The sequence below is a fragment of the Actinopolymorpha sp. B9G3 genome, from assembly GCF_040120725.1.
In the GTDB taxonomy this organism is placed as follows: Bacteria; Actinomycetota; Actinomycetes; order Propionibacteriales; family Actinopolymorphaceae; genus Thermasporomyces.
This window is the reverse complement of sequence record NZ_JBEEAB010000001.1, coordinates 566463-583095: the sequence shown is the minus strand read 5'-3', so window position 1 is coordinate 583095 and position 16633 is coordinate 566463. Positions and strand designations below refer to the sequence as shown.

General features: G+C 67.8%; 16 protein-coding genes and 1 pseudogene. 10 read left to right on the top strand and 7 right to left on the bottom strand.

The genetic code is table 11. From position 1 onward, the window contains the following. Positions 1 to 77: 77 nt before the first annotated feature. The 5 genes from ABNF93_RS02610 (at position 78) to ABNF93_RS02590 (ending at position 4156) form a co-directional block, all read left to right on the top strand. Positions 78 to 473, top strand: coding sequence for a Vgb family protein (locus ABNF93_RS02610; RefSeq protein ID WP_349325863.1), 396 nt, complete (start codon positions 78 to 80; stop codon positions 471 to 473). After that, positions 406 to 978, top strand: a complete 573-nt coding sequence (locus ABNF93_RS02605) for a Vgb family protein (protein WP_502877526.1) — start codon at positions 406 to 408, stop codon at positions 976 to 978. The genes ABNF93_RS02610 and ABNF93_RS02605 overlap by 68 nt, the downstream gene beginning before the upstream one ends. 273 nt (positions 979 to 1251) lie before the next feature. Beyond that, positions 1252 to 2484 carry an MFS transporter gene (locus tag ABNF93_RS02600; protein ID WP_349325861.1) on the top strand — a complete coding sequence of 411 codons (1233 nt, stop codon included), beginning with the start codon at positions 1252 to 1254 and terminating at the stop codon, positions 2482 to 2484. A gap of 408 nt (positions 2485 to 2892) precedes the next feature. Then, on the top strand, positions 2893 to 3177 hold the full coding sequence (locus ABNF93_RS02595) for a hypothetical protein (RefSeq protein WP_349325860.1): 285 nt from the start codon (positions 2893 to 2895) through the stop codon (positions 3175 to 3177). Positions 3178 to 3262: 85 nt separating this feature from the next. Next, positions 3263 to 4156, top strand: coding sequence for a GNAT family N-acetyltransferase (locus ABNF93_RS02590; RefSeq protein ID WP_349325859.1), 894 nt, complete (start codon positions 3263 to 3265; stop codon positions 4154 to 4156). 69 nt (positions 4157 to 4225) lie between these two features. On the opposite strand, the gene ABNF93_RS02585 is transcribed toward ABNF93_RS02590, so the two are convergent. Beyond that, positions 4226 to 4603, bottom strand: coding sequence for a VOC family protein (locus ABNF93_RS02585; RefSeq protein ID WP_349325858.1), 378 nt, complete (start codon positions 4601 to 4603; stop codon positions 4226 to 4228). A 299-nt stretch (positions 4604 to 4902) separates the two neighbouring features. Here ABNF93_RS02585 and ABNF93_RS02580 point away from each other — a divergent pair, with 299 nt between their 5' ends. The 4 genes and pseudogenes from ABNF93_RS02580 to ABNF93_RS02570 all read left to right on the top strand — a co-directional run bounded on the left by ABNF93_RS02580 (position 4903) and on the right by ABNF93_RS02570 (position 8684). Further along, positions 4903 to 5670, top strand: a complete 768-nt coding sequence (locus ABNF93_RS02580) for a phytanoyl-CoA dioxygenase family protein (protein WP_349325857.1) — start codon at positions 4903 to 4905, stop codon at positions 5668 to 5670. 45 nt (positions 5671 to 5715) lie between these two features. After that, entirely contained in the window at positions 5716 to 6537 is an 822-nt protein-coding gene (locus tag ABNF93_RS02575; protein ID WP_349325856.1) for a phytanoyl-CoA dioxygenase family protein, read from the top strand. A gap of 191 nt (positions 6538 to 6728) precedes the next feature. After that, positions 6729 to 7844, top strand: a pseudogene (locus tag ABNF93_RS34800) (BNR repeat-containing protein); the annotation flags it as partial. Between the two features lie 12 nt (positions 7845 to 7856). Then, the gene (locus ABNF93_RS02570) at positions 7857 to 8684 is read left to right on the top strand and encodes a hypothetical protein (RefSeq protein ID WP_349325855.1); all 828 of its coding nucleotides are present in this window, start codon (positions 7857 to 7859) and stop codon (positions 8682 to 8684) included. Between the two features lie 52 nt (positions 8685 to 8736). On the opposite strand, the gene ABNF93_RS02565 is transcribed toward ABNF93_RS02570, so the two are convergent. The 6 genes from ABNF93_RS02565 to ABNF93_RS02540 are packed head-to-tail and all read right to left on the bottom strand — an operon-like array spanning position 8737 to position 15354. Then, complete coding sequence (locus ABNF93_RS02565; protein WP_349325854.1) at positions 8737 to 9714, bottom strand: Lrp/AsnC family transcriptional regulator; 978 nt, start codon at positions 9712 to 9714, stop codon at positions 8737 to 8739. Then, on the bottom strand, positions 9714 to 10553 hold the full coding sequence (locus ABNF93_RS02560; RefSeq protein WP_349325853.1) for an alpha/beta fold hydrolase: 840 nt from the start codon (positions 10551 to 10553) through the stop codon (positions 9714 to 9716). The genes ABNF93_RS02565 and ABNF93_RS02560 overlap by 1 nt, the downstream gene beginning before the upstream one ends. A 3-nt stretch (positions 10554 to 10556) precedes the next feature. Continuing rightward, positions 10557 to 11531: an ABC transporter permease gene (locus ABNF93_RS02555; protein WP_349325852.1), complete on the bottom strand. Its 975-nt coding sequence runs from the start codon at positions 11529 to 11531 to the stop codon at positions 10557 to 10559. After that, the gene (locus tag ABNF93_RS02550) at positions 11528 to 12487 is read right to left on the bottom strand and encodes an ABC transporter permease (RefSeq protein WP_349325851.1); all 960 of its coding nucleotides are present in this window, start codon (positions 12485 to 12487) and stop codon (positions 11528 to 11530) included. Before ABNF93_RS02550 ends, ABNF93_RS02555 begins: the two co-directional genes overlap by 4 nt. 33 nt (positions 12488 to 12520) lie before the next feature. Further along, on the bottom strand, positions 12521 to 14146 hold the full coding sequence (locus ABNF93_RS02545; protein WP_349325850.1) for an ABC transporter substrate-binding protein: 1626 nt from the start codon (positions 14144 to 14146) through the stop codon (positions 12521 to 12523). Continuing rightward, entirely contained in the window at positions 14143 to 15354 is a 1212-nt protein-coding gene (locus ABNF93_RS02540) for a dipeptidase (protein WP_349325849.1), read from the bottom strand. The genes ABNF93_RS02545 and ABNF93_RS02540 overlap by 4 nt, the downstream gene beginning before the upstream one ends. A 210-nt stretch (positions 15355 to 15564) precedes the next feature. On the opposite strand from ABNF93_RS02540, the gene ABNF93_RS02535 reads away from it, so the two are divergent. Then, complete coding sequence (locus ABNF93_RS02535; protein WP_349325848.1) at positions 15565 to 16632, top strand: ABC transporter ATP-binding protein; 1068 nt, start codon at positions 15565 to 15567, stop codon at positions 16630 to 16632. Position 16633: the final 1 nt, after the last annotated feature.

Sequence of the window (16633 nt, the reverse complement as noted above, 5' to 3'; positions counted from 1 at the left end):
TATGCACGCCGTGCCGGACCTGAACCGAAGCGCGGGGCGTGAACCCCGGCGGGACAAGGACATAGGAGAAACACCTCATGCCACAGGCCGTGTCGATCGAGGAGTACGCCGTACCCGATCGTGAGTCCGGCCCCTACGCCGTCACCACCGGACCAGACAATGCCCTCTGGTTCACGATGGTCAGGGCCGGCCGGATCGGGCGGATGACCACCACCGGCGAGGTGACGTCGTACCCGCTGGAACCGGCCACCGGCGCGCCGACGGTCATCGTCGCCGGGCCGGACGGTGCCCTGTGGTTCACGGAGTACCAACGCCATCGGATCGGGCGGATCACGACGACTGGCGAGGTGCGTTCGTTCGATGTGCTGACGGCGGAGGCCGGCCCGTACGGTCTCGCGGCCGGCCCTGGGCGGCGCAGTCTGGTTCACCGAGATCAACGCCGACCGGATCGGGCGGATCACCACCACCGGTGAGGTGACCGAGTTCCCACTCCCGATGACCGGTACCTTCCCGTCGGCGATCGCGGCAGGTGCTGACGGCGGGATGTGGTTCACGATGAACCAGGCGCACGCGATCGGCCGGATCGAGACCACCGACGGCACCATCAGCTTCCACCCGCTCCCCACCGCCGACGCCGCGCCGGTCGGCATCGCCGCGAGTGCGACGGACGGTTCCCTGTGGTTCGTCGAGATCGGCGCTGGCCAAGTCGGCAGGATCAGTCCAGGCGGCACGATCGAGGAGTTCCCGCTCCCCGACCGGCAGGCGCGCCCGCATGCCGTCACCGTCGACGCAGGCGGCGACGCGTGGTTCACCGAATGGGCAGGCAACAGGATCGGCAGGATCACGCCGGCGGGCCAGGTCGACAGACATCCGTTGCCGACCGCGGGATCGGAGCCACATGGGATCACAGTGGGGCCCGACGGCGCCATCTGGACGGCCCTGGAGATCGGTGTGATCGCCAGGCTCCCGCCGGCCTAGCCCGCTCGCGGCGGGAGACTCGGGCCTGGCCGCTCACGGTCACCTCCGGCCGGCGGCATCTCGGATTCCGGCATCCCAGTGGGCATTCCGCGCCGCCCGGGGCACGGTGGAGGCGCCGCGTGCGACGAGATGGGAACCCGCTTGCCAGCCACCAACCGAAGCTCCACCCCTGGCTCACGTCCCGCGACCGACCCGTCATCACCGCCAGACCGGCCGCGCCGGTCCGCCGGCTGGCGAGGCTCCCGCTTCCCGTGGCACCATCCCCATCCGCTCGTGGCGACCAACACGACCTACGCCACGTTGTACGCGGTCGACGGCGCGCTGCTGCCGTTCCTGTCGCTCTTCCTTGCGTACGCTCATGGGCTGAGCGCGAGCCAGATCGGTTTCGTCATGGCGGCCGCCAGCGTGTCCGCCATCGTGGCGCCACCGGTGCTGACGGTGCTCGCGGACCGTTACGGCCGCGCCGAACTGCTGCTCGTCACGATGCTCGCGGCTTCGTCGGTGGCGCTGCTGGTGTTCGCGTTCGTCGGCGGGTTCTGGGGGCTGCTCATCGTGTACGCGGCGTTCAGCCTCGTCCGCGAGCCCACCCGGCCGCTGCTGGACGGCATCTTCTTCACGTCGCAACGGACCATTCCCGCGCTGGCTGAGGTGAAGTACCACCGCGTGCGGTTCTGGGGGACCTTCGGCTTCATGGTCCCGGGCGTGATCCTCTACTTCGTCCTCGTCGACGGCGACGCGTTGGACTCCCTCCCGTTGCTCTCCTGCGGGCTCGCCGTGCTCGGGTTGGCGGCGGCGTTGTTCCTGCCGAGCCGGCGCCGGGCTTCGGTCTCGGCCGCTTCGCTACCGGGCGGCGGCCCGGGCGGCCAGGGCGCCCCGGCCGGACGGACGCCGACGCCGGCAGCGGGACGGACGGACATGCGGGCGCTGGCGCGGGCGGCCGGGCGCCTGCTGTGCCGGCGTACGACGGTCGTCTTCATCACCTCGATGTTCCTGCTGCAGGCGTCGATGAGCGCGTACTTCGCGTTCTATCCGCTCCAGGCGACCGAGGTCGTCGGCCTCTCGCCGCGCTGGATCGGGTTGATCACCAACCTCGGTGTGGCGTTGGAGCTCGGCTACATGGCGGCGTTCGGCTGGCTCGTCGCCCGGCTGGGCTGGCGGTGGCTCATGGTGCTCGGCGCGGCGGGGATGGCGGTCCGGGTCGCCCTGCTCGCCGCGATCCCGACCGTCGGCATCGTCGTGGGTACGCAGGTGCTGCACGGGCTGGTCATCGTGGTGTCGATGGTGGCCGGCCGGGTGATCCTTGACCGGTACGCGCCCGACGAGATCCGGCACACCGCCCAGGGTCTGTACGCGATGATCGTCCTCGGCGGCGGCAAGATCGTCGGCAGCGCCCTCGGCGGACTGATCGCCGCGCAGGACCTGTCGGCGGTGTTCTGGAGCGCGGCGGCAGTCGCGTCGGTCGCGGCGTTCGGGCTCGCGTGGGCGCTGCGTGAGGAGCCGGCGTAGCCGGTAGTCGGTAGCCGCGCCCTCCGAGCCCGTCCTGTCGCGGCGACCGAGCCTGACCCGCCGCGCCCTCCGAGCCGGACCCGCCGCGCCGGACCATCTGCGGAGCCCCACCGCCGGCCCATTCATGATCATGCGCGAGAAGCTGGTCGTTTCGCGACCTCGAAGTGCCCGGTTTCTCGCGCATGATCATGAACGGACGCCGTTCCCGACGCCGACCTGTGCCGTTCCCGACGCCCACGAGCGAGGTTCCGCGAGGCGGTTGCCGGTGCTACTGTCGAGTCCGGCTTCCAGGGAGCCGCCGGTCCGCGGGAAGGGCACAAGCCCACCTGTGCGTGGACTCCGGTGTGGCCCTGGCCCTCCTTTCGCCCCTGACGATGCGGACATCAGGTGGTACGAAAGGGGGTCGCTGTGCCGACCATCTCCCTCCCGCCGAATCCCGATCTCGACCATCTGCGACACCTGGCGCGTGCGCTGCGCGAGGCGGTGCGCGCCGGCGATCCCTCGGCCGCCGAACGGGTGGAGCGGCAGCACCCCGGTGGCGTACCCGACGATCCGGCCGCGTTCACGTTGAGCACCGCGCAGCTCGCGGTCGCCCGGGTGTACGGCTTCGCCAGCTGGCCCCGGCACACGGGCCAGGAGGCCGTGATCGCCCTGCTCAGCCCGCTCACTGCTGCCGAACGCCCCGATGAGTGACCCTCAGCCGACCTGTTGGAGGTTCATCGGCTTCTAGAGCGACAAGCCTCCAACAGGTCGCCGAGCACGCACGACAGGAGACCCGATGCAGACGCTGACGACTGAACGCCTCGACCTCGTACCCCTCGATCCCGACCGGGACGCCGAGAGCCTGCACGCGATGCACGGCGACCCGAAGATCGATCCGTACGGCCCGTACGAACCGACCCCCGACGTGGCTGCGACCCGCACCCGGCTCGCGGAGGAGCTGGAAGGCAACGGCGGCTGGACCTGGGTACTCCGGCTCCGCCCGGCGACCGATGCCCTCGGCACCATCGGGCTGTTCTTCGACCAGGGCACGTCGATCCGCGGTCTGAGCTGGTACCTCCGGCGTGACCACTGGGGTCTGGGCCTGATGAGCGAGGCCGCGCCGGTCGTCGTCGACCACCTCCTGGCGCAGCCGGGCATCGACGGGGTGGAGGCGTGGATCGACACCCGGAACACCCGGTCGCTTGGCGTCGCGCGGAGGGCGCGCCTCGACGAGCGGGCCAGGCTACCTCGGGTGTACGCCGACCACACCGCCCAGCAGATCGTCATGGCCCGGGCGGCCGAACCGCGGGACCAGGACGTACTCGCGGCCCGGCCGAGCCTGCCGGTTCGCGACGTCCCGGCGACCTGCACGCTCCTGACCGGCGTCCTCGGGCTGAGTCTCGGTTTCGACCACGGCGACCCGCCGACGTTCGCCCGGCTGGGTGTGGGGCCATGGTCGGGGAGCCCGGGCATCGACGTCAGCCGGGCCGCCGACGGCGACATCGCCGCCGTCACGGTCTCGGTCGACATCGGCGTACCCACCGACGTGGTCCACGAGCGCGCCCTCACGGCCGGCGTGAAGGTCGTCGCGCCGCCGGAGGACATGCCGTGGCACAGGCGGGAGTTCGTGTTCTGCCTTCCCGAGGGCCACCGGGTCCGCGTCATCGGCCCGTCCCGCCCGGCAGGCTGACGTGGGGCCGGCCCGACCGTGCGGCACGTTGCGGAGGGTGATCGCCGCCGCGTCGATCAGGCTCCCGTTTCAGCTGTCCGCGCGGCCCACGGAACTGCGGAGAACGCAGAGCTCATTACCTTCCGGGTCGGCGAGGATGACCCACCCGCGGCCCTCCGGACCACGCTTGTCCTCGACCAGGCTCGCGCCGAGGGCGATGAGTCGCTGGACCTCGAGGTCCCGGTCCCCGTCCGGACGCAGGCACACGTGAACCCGGTTCTTGAGGATCTTGGGCTCGGGCACACGCTGGAAGTACAGGTTCGGCCCGCCGGGGAGCGCGATCATGGCCTCGTCATCGCCGGGCCGGTCCTCCTCGTGGAGCGGCTGGTCGACGACCTTGCTCCAGAACTGGCCGAGCTCATAGGGGTCGGCACAGTCGAAGGCCACGTTGTACAGGGAAACCGGCATGCCTACTCCGTTCGGATCATCGAGCTGCTCCGCGAATGATGTCCCAGGGGCGGAGCCCGAGGCGACCGTAGATCCGCGCGCGCACCGGGTGGCTACGGGGATCAGGCCGGCGTGCGGCGAGATCCGGTATGCCGATCTCGGTCGATGTCGGGCCGACACCGGCCCGCTCGCGGACGCGGACCCTTGGATGAGGGGACCCTTCATACGGACCTGTTGGATGAGGCGCGCCCGCGACCACGGCCACCCCGCCGCCCAACCACGTGGCCCGAATCGTGGGACGCCGAGGCGGAGGTAGGCGCATGACGGCAACCGTCACACCGGAACAGTGGGAGTTCTACGACGAGCACGGCTATGTCGTCCTCGACGGGGTGCTCGATGACCGTGAGCTCAAGGCCCTCGGAGAGCGCATCGACGACATCATGCTCGGCCGCGCCGACGTCGACTACGACAAGATGCTGATGCAGCTCGACGGCCGGACCGGCGACTATGCCGACGCGGGCAGGCAGTCCAAGGGGTTCAAGGGCGCGACGCTGGACTATCGCAAGATCCAGGACCTGGAGTTCGATCCGCTGTTCCTTGCGTACATGCGGCGGCCGGTCTTCGCCGACATCTGTCGGCGTACATACGGCGACGCGCCGGTCGCGGCGTTCCGCGCGATGTTCATGAACAAGCCCGCCCGGCAGGGTACGCATCTTCCCTGGCACCAGGACCGGTGGGCGTTCCTCGACCGCGACCCGCTCATCACCGTATGGACGGCACTCGACCCGGCGACCGTGGCCAACGGCTGCGTCAAGGTGATCCCCGGCAGCCACCGGCTCGGGCTGATCAACCCGTCGCACGGATCGGGATTTCTCGACCAGGACCAGGCGGCACACCACTGCCCGGAGGACAAGATCACCCACCTCGAACTCGATGCCGGGCAGGCGGTGCTCCTCCACAACTGGCTGCTGCATTCGTCCGACGTGAACTCCACCGATATTCCGCGTCGGGCGTTCAGCGTCTGCTATATGGACGCGCGCACACGTCATACGAAGGGCCGGGAGAACTACACCCTGATTTTCGACTGATCCCGGTCGCGTCCCGGGCGAGAGTGAAAGATTGGATGGCGCAGAATGGACCCTCAAAAACCCACGCCGCTGGATGACTTCCTGTTCGACCTTCGCGGCTATCTCATTCTCAAGAACGCCGTCGAGCCCGAACTGCTCGATCAGCTCAATCACGCTTTCGACAATTTCCCCGAGCTCGCACCGGGGCAATGGTGGGGCAACGCCCAGCGCCGGGACTACACCGAGGAAACCGGGTTCGAGCTGCACAACTGCGTGGAGGCGGGTGAGCCGTTCGAGCGGCTGATCGACCATCCGTCGTGGATCAACCACGTCCTGCACTTCGCCGGTGAGGAGGACTGCTACGTCCAAGGCGTCTTCATCGACGAGTGCATCGCCTCGATCCGTACCTCGGGTGGGCATCACCCGGTGCACAGCGGCGGATACCGCGGCGCGATGCGTGGTGCGTACGGCTACAAGAACGGCGTCTTCCGATGCGGCCAGGTCAACATCATCCTCGCGCTCACCGACATCGGCGAGGGCGACGGCGCGACCATGGTGATCCCGGGCAGCCACAAGTCGAACTTCCCGCACCCGCTGTCGGGAGACTACGGACGTGGCGAGCGCATGGACACCCTCGACGGCGCCGTTCCGGTCTATCTCGACAAGGGCGACGCCCTGCTCTTCGTCGACGGGATGATGCACGGCGGCAGCAGTCGTACGAACGAAGGCGAACGCCGCATCCTCATCTACCGTTACGGACCCTCGTGGGCGCGGACCCGGTTCAACTACGAGTATTCTCGTGAGCTCCTCGACCGGCTCCCGCCCGAGCGTCGCAAGATCCTCGAGCCCGTACCCCCCGCCCGCCCCCCGCGAAGTGAGGCTCGTTAGCTGATGCGACGGCCGGCACAGCATTGACTGCATTGTCGCGAATTCGGGATCCACAACCATGCGGGGTTGGACCTGAGTTGCCGTGGGCACGTTGGCTACGGGGTCTTTGAGGACGATTCCCTGGGTTGATCTCCTGCGTCGTGCCGTGAGCCGACCCACAGCGGAGGCAGGCAAACGGCAACGGGGGAACGATGGCGGGGGACGATCTCACGCGCAGAACGCTGTTGGGCGCGGCGCTGCTGGCAGGTGTCGGAGAAAACTTGGCGCGCGCGAGTCGTTCCGACAGGGAGAGGCCAGGTATCCCATCAGGTGGCGGTGGTACGGCATCGCCATCGCCGTTCTCACCGGGGCCGCAACAGGACGCGCCCTCAGCACAGGTCACGGAACGGGGGAGTCCGCCAGTACGCCTGACTCGCATGCTGGGTCTCGCCGACAACAGGGCCGGATACAACGGTGTGCCCTTCATCCAGGACAACATCGTTACGACCAACTTGCCTGGCGGCGGTCCGGTGCAGTATGCGGTCGCGTGGAACTCCTCACGTAGGCCCATCATCCAGCGCCGCGTTCTGCCTGATGGCCTATGGTCCCAATTCGACCTCGCCACGGTGTCGGGCAATCCGCTGGCGTCGCCAGTAAGCGTTGACCCGCATAACGACATCTGCACCGGCATCGACGCTAGCGGCCGTTTGCACGTGGCCGGAAACATGCACAACGCGCCGATGCGCTACTGCCGTAGCGTCAACCCGCATAGCATCACCTCGTGGACTTCGACAGGGCGACCTGGCGGGGGATCGACCAGTATCACCTACCCACAGTTCGTTCGACTGAGCGATGGCACCCTCTTCTTGTTCTACAGAGTGGGGACTTCAAGCTCGGGAGCGATCTACTCTGAACGTTGGAACCCGGCAACTCAGACGTGGACCGCACGTACGAAGGTGCTCGATGGGGCACCAACGTCTGACAACCCCTACCTCCACCACATCGCTGTGGGAAACGATGACGCCGTGCACCTAGCGGTGATATGGCGCGCGACAGGCATGGCTGCGACGAACCGAGATCTGTGCCATCTGGTGTCAAGGGACCGGTGTGTCACATGGCAGTCACAGGCGGGCGCCCCGCTGTCCCTCCCTGTCACCCGCCCTACCGCACCGGTCGTCTTCACTGCGGGCAGTAACTCGGGAATCCTCAACACTGGCGGGCTGGACGTAACTCCGGCCGGAACTCCCCATATCGCCACGCACATCTGGAACTCAAGCGCAACAGCATCTCGCATTCTTCATTCCTGGTGGAATGGTTCTGCCTGGGAAAATGAGAGGCTGATGGGCTGGACCTACAAGATGCCGCTTGACGTCAGTCTCGTCAACGCAGAGGTGGCCCGTCCGGGTGTCTTCTGCACATCCGACGATCGCGCCTTCATCATCTACCGGATGAACAGGGACCGGCTGCGCGGTGCGGTCCACATTCTTGAAGTCACGCCTGGCGCGGAACGGACAGACACGCCGATCTGTGCGATCGACCTGCACGCGTGGGAGCCCTCGTTCGACAGCCGCGCCATCCGGGACCGTGGCGAGCTCCACATGCTCTTGACGCCCTGCAAGTCGCCTGATGCCGCACTTGCCGAGAACAAGAACGTGTCTGACACTGCGTGGACGCGGGAGTGGCTCGGAGTTCTCACCGTCGACCTCACCTATGTCGATGAAATCTCTACGGTTCCGCGCATAGAGCCCGTCGAAGGCGGGGCGTTGTCCGGCGCGGCTCCTACATTCACGAACCCGAGCTTCTCTGATGTCTCGCTCCAAGCGGTCCCAATCCCTGGCGACTACGCGGGGCATCAGTTGCTAGCGCGTTCGACGGTCCGCGCAAACATCACCAGAATCACCAGTACTGGACGGTTGCGCCTCCAACAGAAGAATTCGAACGGACAACTGGTCGGTACGCTGGCGGAACACACTCTGTTGCCTGGCTCTACCGGAAGCCGCATCTCCTGGAGCCCGTGGACCTCGCTCACGTTCAACGAAGCCGCCAACCTCAACGGGCAGTATGTCAACTACAGCGCCCAGGTCAGCGGTGGCGGAGGACTACGGGTGACAGCCGGCAGCGTCGAGATCGGTGTCCTGGTCGACGCCGACGGGTCTCCGGCTCGCTGACATCATCCACACCTGAGTGGCCGTACGTCCTCGCGCTGCTCGCGGCACCACGTCAGGCGGACTGCGACCAGGGGCACATGACGAAGCCGCGCTTGAGGGTGAGCATCTCGATGCTCGCCTGCCACGACTGGATCCCTTCCAGGTGGGCGAGCGTGGACGTCGTGAAGGTGAACAGGTCGTTCGTCGTCGGCATGATCACCTCACACATCAGCGAGGACTGGCCGAGCGTCGCGGCGATGAACCGGACGCCGCGGTGCGCGATCAGCTCCCGCGCGACCGCGTCCAGGCGGGACGGTGACACCTCGAGCCACAACAGGACCTCGGTCTCGTAGCCCAGCAGGGCAGCCGGCACCAGCGTCACCATCTGCAGGCAGCCGCGCGACGTCAGCGTCTCGTATCGCCTGCGTACGGTCGACTCGTTGACGCCCAGCACCTGCGCGACCGCCGGGAAGCTGGTCCGCCCGTCCTCGCGGAGGATGCTGAGGATCTTGTCGTCGGTGTCGTCGAAGTCGCCCGGTGCGCATTCGTGCTGCTCCGATCGTTTCGCGGTGCGTGCGCTTTCGCCGAGGATCTGCCGGCTCCAGTCGTGCCCGACCTTGTACGTGTGCAGCACCAGGTCGGCGTCGCTGGACACCACGCCCCGGATGCTCAACAGTTCCTCGGTGAGGACGCTCACCAGGTCGCTGCCCTTGGGGACGATCACCTCGACGACGATGTCGTACGCGCCGGTGACCAGGCAGATGAAGCGGACGTACGGACGTTCGGCGATGATCCGCGCCACCCGGGCCTGCAGGCCGGCCTCGCAGCGGACGCGGATGAGCAGCTGCTCGGTCGGTCCCCACTGGCCGAGGCTGGGGACCGCCGCGATGCGGACGAGGCCGTTGCTGATGAGGTGCTGGCCACGACGGGTGACGGTGGCGACGGACGTCTGGGTGGTGTGGGCGATCTCGGTCCAGCTCGCCCGGCCGTCGTTCTGCAGGGCTACGACGATCCGCCGGTCGAGGTCGTCGAGCGGTTCGAGGCGGGCCATCAGGTGTGCGCCCGCAGGAACTGGTGGACGACGCTGGAGAAGCGGTCGTACTCCTCGACCTGTGGTGAGTGTCCAGAATTCTCGAAGACGACGAGCTCGGAGTTCGGGATGAGCGCGGCAATGGCCTCGCTGCACTCGACCGGCGTGATCCAGTCGTGGCGCCCGACGGTGACGAGGGTCGGACAGGTGATCTGGGGAAGCCGGTCCCTGATGTCGTAGTTCTTGTGCAGGACCGAGAACGCGTAGTTGTGCGTCCGGTAGCGGTACGGCGTCGCCTTGGCGCGTTGCTCGACCGCTTCGGGGTTGTAGTCGTGGTCGTACAACGGCAGGATCTCCCGCCAGCAGTCGGCAAGGTCGGCGTCGTCCTTGACCGTCCCGCTCACGATCCGGTCGAACTTCGCCCGGTCGATCGTGACCCGACTCGACTCCATCGCGTTGCGCAGCGCCACGTCCATGTGGGTGTTGTCGGCGGTGGTGTCACGCAGGATGAGGGCCTGCACGCGGTCGGGATAGTTGATCGCGTACTCCATCGCGATGAATCCGCCGTACGAACCACCCGCGACCACCACCTTCTCGGCACCGCTCCACACCCGCAGGCCTTCGATGTCGTCGGCCCACTGCGCGTGGCTGAAGGGAGGTTCCCCGTCGCTCCTGCCTGAGCCGCGGGCGTCGAAGACGAGCAGCGGAAGCTCGTGGGCGAACCGGGCGAACGCCGCGTCAGGTTCGGCCATCGACCCCAGCCCAGGCGCCCCGTGATGAGCGATCATGACGGGTCTGTCGACGAGCTCGCTGCCTAGCAGTTTGACGTTCAGCCGGGTCCCATTGATGGTGACGTACATGGCTTACTTCCTCATCCGTGGGTTGCGGGCATCGTTGTAGGCAAAGGAGGCGAGGGTGGCCGCGACCACCAGCGTGAGGATGGCGAGCGACGGGAACAACGTCGTCCACCACGCCGATGCGAGCGAGCCCGAACGCTGTGCGTTGTGCAGAATCGTTCCCCACGACCAGCTGTCCGGGTCGCCGAGGCCGAGGAACGACAGGGACGCTTCGGTCAGCACCGCGCGCGACGCGGTGAGGACGACCGAGACCGCGACAACGGGCGCGACCGCGGGGAGCAGGTGGCGACGGATGATCCAGCCGTGTGAACCGCCGATGACCCTCGCGGCGTCCATGTACGGCAGGCGTACGACGGACAACGCCTGGGAACGCACCACCCGGGCGACCTCCGGCCAGGAGAACGCCGCGATGACGACGACCAGCGTGCCCATGCCGGGCCCGGCGAGGGCCGCGACGAGAATCATCAACGGCAGGATCGGCAGGGACAGGCACAGGTCGACGACCAGGCCTACCGCGGTGTCGATGCGGGGGAAGTAAGCCGCGGCCATGCCGATCAGCGCACCGGCCACGATGGCGAGCAGCGAGGCACCCAGGCCGACGGTCAGGCTCACCCGGGTGCCCCACACGACTTGGGCGAAGAGGTCGCGCCCGAGGTCGTCGGTGCCGAACCAGTGGGTCGTCGACGGGGGCGCGAGGACGGCCTCGCCGTAACCTCGCGGGAACGCCGCGATCAACGGCGCGGCGAGTGCGACGACGGCGAGCAGCAGCAGGACGACGAGCGAACCGACGCCGATCGGGCTGCGCCGGAACTCCCGCCAGGTGCGTACGCCAGGCGGACCCGGCGAGCCCGGTGCGCCAGGCGAACCGGGCCCGCCGGGTCCACCCGGCGCAGATGGGGTGCCGCCCGCGGTGGCGCCACCCGCGGTGGTGCCACCAACTGACGTGCCACCACCTGACGTGTCGGCGGGTGTCGTCGTCATCGCGACCTCACCCTCGGATCGAGCATGCCGTAGAGCAGGTCCGTGAGCAGGTTGGCCGCCACGACGGTCGCGGCCAGCAGCAGGAAAGCCCCTTGCAGGACAGGAAAGTCGAGGCGGCCGACGTTGTCATAGATCGCGCGGCCGAGCCCAGGATAAGCGTAGATCGTCTCGGTGAGGACCGCACCACCCACCAGGAAACCGAGCTGCAGACCGGCCAGTGTCGTCGTGGGAAGCAGGGCGTTGCGCAGGGCGTGCTTCCACACGACCACCCGCTCGGGAACACCCTTGGCGCGGGCGAGCTCGCAGTAGTCCTCGCCGAGACTCTCGATCAGTGTGGCGCGCAGGGTGAGGACGTACGGACCGAGCTGCACCAGCACCAGCGACATGCAGGGCAGGACGAGGTGGTGGAGCATGCTGAGGTAGGCCTCGACCGGGCTGCTCACGTCGCTGTCCATCGCCCCACCGATCGGGAACCACCCGAGCGTCAGCCCGAAGACGTACAACAGGAAGACGCCCACGCTCGGCACGAACAGCGACTGCCCAAGGACACCGCCGATCTGCACCAGCCGGTCGATCCCGCCGCGGGCACGCGTGGCCGCGAGCACACCAAGGGGTACGCCGACGAGCAGCGTCACGAGCATCGCCGACCCGGTGAGGATGAGCGTCCACGGGATCCGCTCGGCGAGGATCGCGCTCACCGGCACGGACTCGCGCAGGGAGACGCCGAGGTTTCCCTGCAGGAGTTGCCCGAGGTACGCGGCGTACTGCACGACCAGTGGCTGGTCGAGGCCGTAGTCGCGCAGGAGTTCCTGCCGTAGCTCCTCGGTCATGCCCGGGTCGGCGACCACGAGCGCGGGGTCACCGGGCAGAAGCCGGACGAGAAAGAACGTCACCGTCACGGCGAACCACAGCGTCATCAGCCCACGCAGTAGTCGCCGCCCCGTGAACGCCAGCATGCCCAATCAGTCCAGCCTTGTGGTCATATCTCTTCAGTCCCGCTGACGCACCTGGGCCAGCGACTGGGGGTTGATGATGGAGAGCAGTTCGCTCGGTTGCACCACGAAGTTGCCCCACGACGAGTCGTGGGCGATGTTGAACGTCTGCACATAGAGCACTACGTCATAAACCTGGTCGTGTACTCGACGCGCGATCTGATGGACCGGCTCCCGCGCCTCTTCGGGGGTCGTCGCCTTCTGCGCCCGGTCGATCAGTGCGTCGAGGGTGGGATCGGTGACCTGCCCGTAGTTGATGAAACCGCCGGATCTGAACGCGAGTCCGAGGTAGGCCGGTGGGTCCTCCATGATGGCCCACGACCCGACGTAGATGTCGAAGTCGCGTTCGGCGGTCTTCTCGCCGTAGGTGTTGCGTTCGAGGCCCGACAGCTTGACGTCGATGCCGGCCTCCCGGCTGGAGTCGCGCACCAGCTGTGAGAGCGAGGCGAGGATCGGGTCGGCCTTGTCATAGATCAGCGTCGGCTGCAGACCGTCGAGCAGACCGTCGCCGTCGCCGTCCTCGAACCCGGCCTTCTCCAACTCGGCCCTGGCGGCCCCCGGGTCGTATGCGTACTCCTTCAGGCTCGGGTCGTGCCAGAAGTCAAGGGTCGGCGTCACCACACTCGAGCCGGTCGACTTCGCCTGCCCCTGCAGGACGACCCGGCGAATCGCGGCGGCGTCGATCGTCTTGGCCAGTGCCCGGCGTACCTCCACGCGGTTTAGCGGCTTGCGCTTGGTGTTGTACTGCACATGGGCGTAGCCGAGCGACGGCACCTCCTGCAGGCTGACGCCCTCGACGTCCTGCAGCGACTTCGCCTGTGCCGGCGGGATGGCGTTGGAGATGATGTCCAGCTCACCGCTACGCAGCGCCAGCACCTCGGTGTTGACGTCGGGATAGACGCGGAACTCCACCTCGTCCAGGGTCGGCTTGCCGCCGGGTGCGAAGGGATAGGAGTCCACCGCCTCGAGCTGGTAGCTCTCGCCCTTCTTCACCGAAGTGAGCTTGTAAGGGCCTGCGCTCACCCAGTCCTCGGTGTTGGGGAAGTCCTGCACGCTCTCGGCCTTGCCGAAGACGTGGGCGGGCACGATCGGCACCCAGAAGCCGAGGCTGGTGAGGAACGTGCCGTCGGGACGCGACAGATCGAACTCCACCCGGGTGTCGGACACCGCGGTGGCCTTCTTGAACGACGGGATCAGGCCGGCGTAGACGCCGATCTTCTCCTTCCAGATCGCCGAGACAGTGAACGCGACGTCCTCGGCGGTGAACGGTGTCCCGTCTGACCAGGTGAGGTCGTCGCGCAACGTCATCCACGCGGTGCGCCCCCCGTCCTCGTACCCCCACTCGGTGGCCGCGAGCGGCGACTTCGTCCCCGTGCGGTCCATCTGCATGAGCCGCGGATACATGAGGTTGGTGACGATCAGGTCCGTACGACTGTTGCCGACGAGCGGGTTGAAATTGACGACGTCGGCGGTCGTGCCGATGACGAGCTTGCTCCGCTCGGTGGACTTCTTCTCGCCGGGGTCGGTACCTGGACCGGTCTCGTCGGGGACGGTCGGCGTGCACGCGGCAGCGAGCAACGCGGCCGCCGCCACCACCCCGGTCAGGGCCCTTGACCAGCTCATGAAACCCATACCTCCTCGAGGACGCGGAGGATGTTTCCCCCGATCACCGCACGGATCTCCTCGTCGGAATAGTCGTGGGAGACGAGCCAGCCGACGATGTTGGCGAAGGACTCTCCGGGGTTCTCCATGCCGTCGACGTAGTCGACCTTCTCGTAGCTCAGGTCGCCCTGGACGGCGTCGAAGGACACATGACCGGCGAACACCTCGTGAAGTCCCACGTGGTCGCCGAACAGCGTGTCGGGCCCGAAGGCGACGTGGTCGATCCCCACGAGGTCGACGCAGTAGGTGAAGTGGTCCATCACCGACTCGAGCGAGTGCCGTGGGTGCGCGAGCGACATCGTGGTGTGCGGCGCGGCCTCGATCCCGATCACCCCGCCCCGCTCGGCGCACGCCTCGAGCACGCTGTCGGGCTTCATCCGGAGGCTGCCCCAGACGGCACGCGCGCCCGCGTGGGTGAGGAAGATCGGTACGGTCGAGTGCTCGATGGTCTCGAGCGACGTGAGGTCACCGGAGTGGGACACGTCGATCGCCATGCCGAGCTTGTTCATGCGGGTCACGGCCCGCCGGCCGAAGTCGGTCAACCCGCCGTCACGGCGTTCCTTCAGCCCGCTGCCGAGCGCGTTGGTCTCGCTGTAGGCGATGCCCATCTGGCGTACGCCGAAGCCGTAGAGGATGTCGATCCGGTCGAGTTCGTTCTCGATCGGCGTCGCGGCCTCCAGACCCGGCACCAGCGCGATCCGGCCGGACTCGTGCGCGTAGCGGATGTCGGCGACCTTCTCCGCCTTGAGCACGAGGTCCTGGTGCGCAAGGTCGGAGAACCGCATCCCCAGGTCGGCGAGGATGTCGGTCCACTTCCAGCCCGCCTGACTCGTCACGCAGGCGATGCCGTCCATGAAGTTGTCGAACACCGCCGTCAACCCTGACTGCGCGAGTCCTTCATAACCGGTGCGGTGCCGCCCGGCACGGTTGTAGTCAACGCTGTCGGTGATGGGGTCGGGAAACACCGCAGGGTGCTCGTGCAGGGAGATGACGATGCTTTCGTCGAGCAACCGGTCTGTACGGACGCGCTGGGAGTCGGACAGGTGCAGCCGGGAGTAGGCGGGTACGCGACCGATCTCAGGGGCCAGGGCGAACTGCTGGTAGTCGACGCCGGCATCGAGGTAGCTGTATGAGCGGTAACCGGTGTAGCGCTTCAAGCTCTCCCGCACCGGGAGCTCCCTTCGCGGAGGGCCGGAGTCCGAACGCCGACCCTCGTCCCCGGACCACAACTTTTCGGCAACGCCAGGCCCCCGCATGATTGGTACTCGGCGTACGTAAGATCATTCTTGCCATAAGTCGGCATCATGGTCAATTATGGGGATATCGGCCGTAGCGCCGATGCCACCAAGCCGGCGCTACGGCCGATGCCAAGGAGGCGCATGCCGCACGCGGGTGGGGATGCGGTCCTCGAAGTCGTCGGCCTCTCGGTGCGTTTCCGCACTGACGACCGCGTGCTCACCGCCGCCGACGAGGTGTCCTTCGCGATCGCACCCGGTGAGACGCTGGCGCTGCTCGGCGAGTCCGGTTCAGGCAAGTCGGTGACGGCGCGTGCAGTCATGGGCCTGTTGGCCGGCCGTGAGGTCGACGTCGAGGCGACCCGGCTGGTGCTCGGTGGCACGGATCTGCTCCGGTTACCCGTCGACCAGCGGCGGGCGTTGCGCGGTCCGCAGATGACGCTCGTCTTCCAGGACGCCTTGTCGGCGCTGAACCCGGTGTTGCGCGTCGGCGATCAGATCGGCGAGCTCTTCCGCGTCCACGAACGGACATCCCGTCGCGTCGCGCGGTCCCGGTCGGTCGACCTGCTGCGCAGGGTGGGGATCCCGGCACCCGACAGCCGCGTCGACGACTATCCGCACCAGTTCTCCGGCGGCATGCGGCAACGGCTGCTCGTCGCGATGGCGATCGCGCTCCAACCGCGGCTGCTCATCGCCGACGAACCGACGACGGCACTCGACGTGACGGTGCAGGCGCAGGTGCTGGAGCTCCTTGCCGAACTCTGCGGCGAGATGGGCACGGCGGTCCTGCTCATCACCCACGACATGGGCATCGTCGCCGAGGTCGCCGACCGGGTAGCGGTGATGTACGCCGGGCGGATCGTCGAGACGGCGCCGGTCGAGGACATCTTCGTTGCGCCCGGCCACCCCTACACCGAGGCGTTGCTCCGGTCCGTGCCGCGGATCGACCGGCCCGCGGCCGAGCTGCACCCGATCGTTGGTACGCCGCCGAGTCCGCTCGCGCTGCCGTCGGGATGCGCCTTCCGGCCGCGGTGCGGATACGCGGTCGACGTGTGTGCGGAGGTCCGCCCCGATCTCGCGCCCGTCGGCGGCTCGGACGTACGCATGTCCGCATGCCACCGGCGCGAGGAGGTCGGCCGCGCGGGCGTGACGGGCGTGGTGGGCGGCGCGGGCGTGACGGGCGGTGCTGACCAGCTGGAGGGGAGCGGCTGAG

Bases quoted from the DNA above. Each gene is read 5' to 3' on its own strand.
- ABNF93_RS02575 (WP_349325856.1), top strand. From the start codon at position 5,716: ATGGACCCTCAAAAACCCACGCCGCTGGATGACTTCCTGTTCGACCTT.
- ABNF93_RS02545 (WP_349325850.1), bottom strand. From the start codon at position 14,146: ATGAGCTGGTCAAGGGCCCTGACCGGGGTGGTGGCGGCGGCCGCGTTG.
- ABNF93_RS02570 (WP_349325855.1), top strand. From the start codon at position 7,857: ATGGGCTGGACCTACAAGATGCCGCTTGACGTCAGTCTCGTCAACGCA.
- ABNF93_RS02550 (WP_349325851.1), bottom strand. From the start codon at position 12,487: ATGCTGGCGTTCACGGGGCGGCGACTACTGCGTGGGCTGATGACGCTG.
- ABNF93_RS02580 (WP_349325857.1), top strand. From the start codon at position 4,903: ATGACGGCAACCGTCACACCGGAACAGTGGGAGTTCTACGACGAGCAC.
- ABNF93_RS02585 (WP_349325858.1), bottom strand. From the start codon at position 4,603: ATGCCGGTTTCCCTGTACAACGTGGCCTTCGACTGTGCCGACCCCTAT.
- ABNF93_RS02555 (WP_349325852.1), bottom strand. From the start codon at position 11,531: ATGACGACGACACCCGCCGACACGTCAGGTGGTGGCACGTCAGTTGGT.
- ABNF93_RS02535 (WP_349325848.1), top strand. From the start codon at position 15,565: ATGCCGCACGCGGGTGGGGATGCGGTCCTCGAAGTCGTCGGCCTCTCG.
- ABNF93_RS02590 (WP_349325859.1), top strand. From the start codon at position 3,263: ATGCAGACGCTGACGACTGAACGCCTCGACCTCGTACCCCTCGATCCC.
- ABNF93_RS02610 (WP_349325863.1), top strand. From the start codon at position 78: ATGCCACAGGCCGTGTCGATCGAGGAGTACGCCGTACCCGATCGTGAG.
- ABNF93_RS02560 (WP_349325853.1), bottom strand. From the start codon at position 10,553: ATGTACGTCACCATCAATGGGACCCGGCTGAACGTCAAACTGCTAGGC.
- ABNF93_RS02565 (WP_349325854.1), bottom strand. From the start codon at position 9,714: ATGGCCCGCCTCGAACCGCTCGACGACCTCGACCGGCGGATCGTCGTA.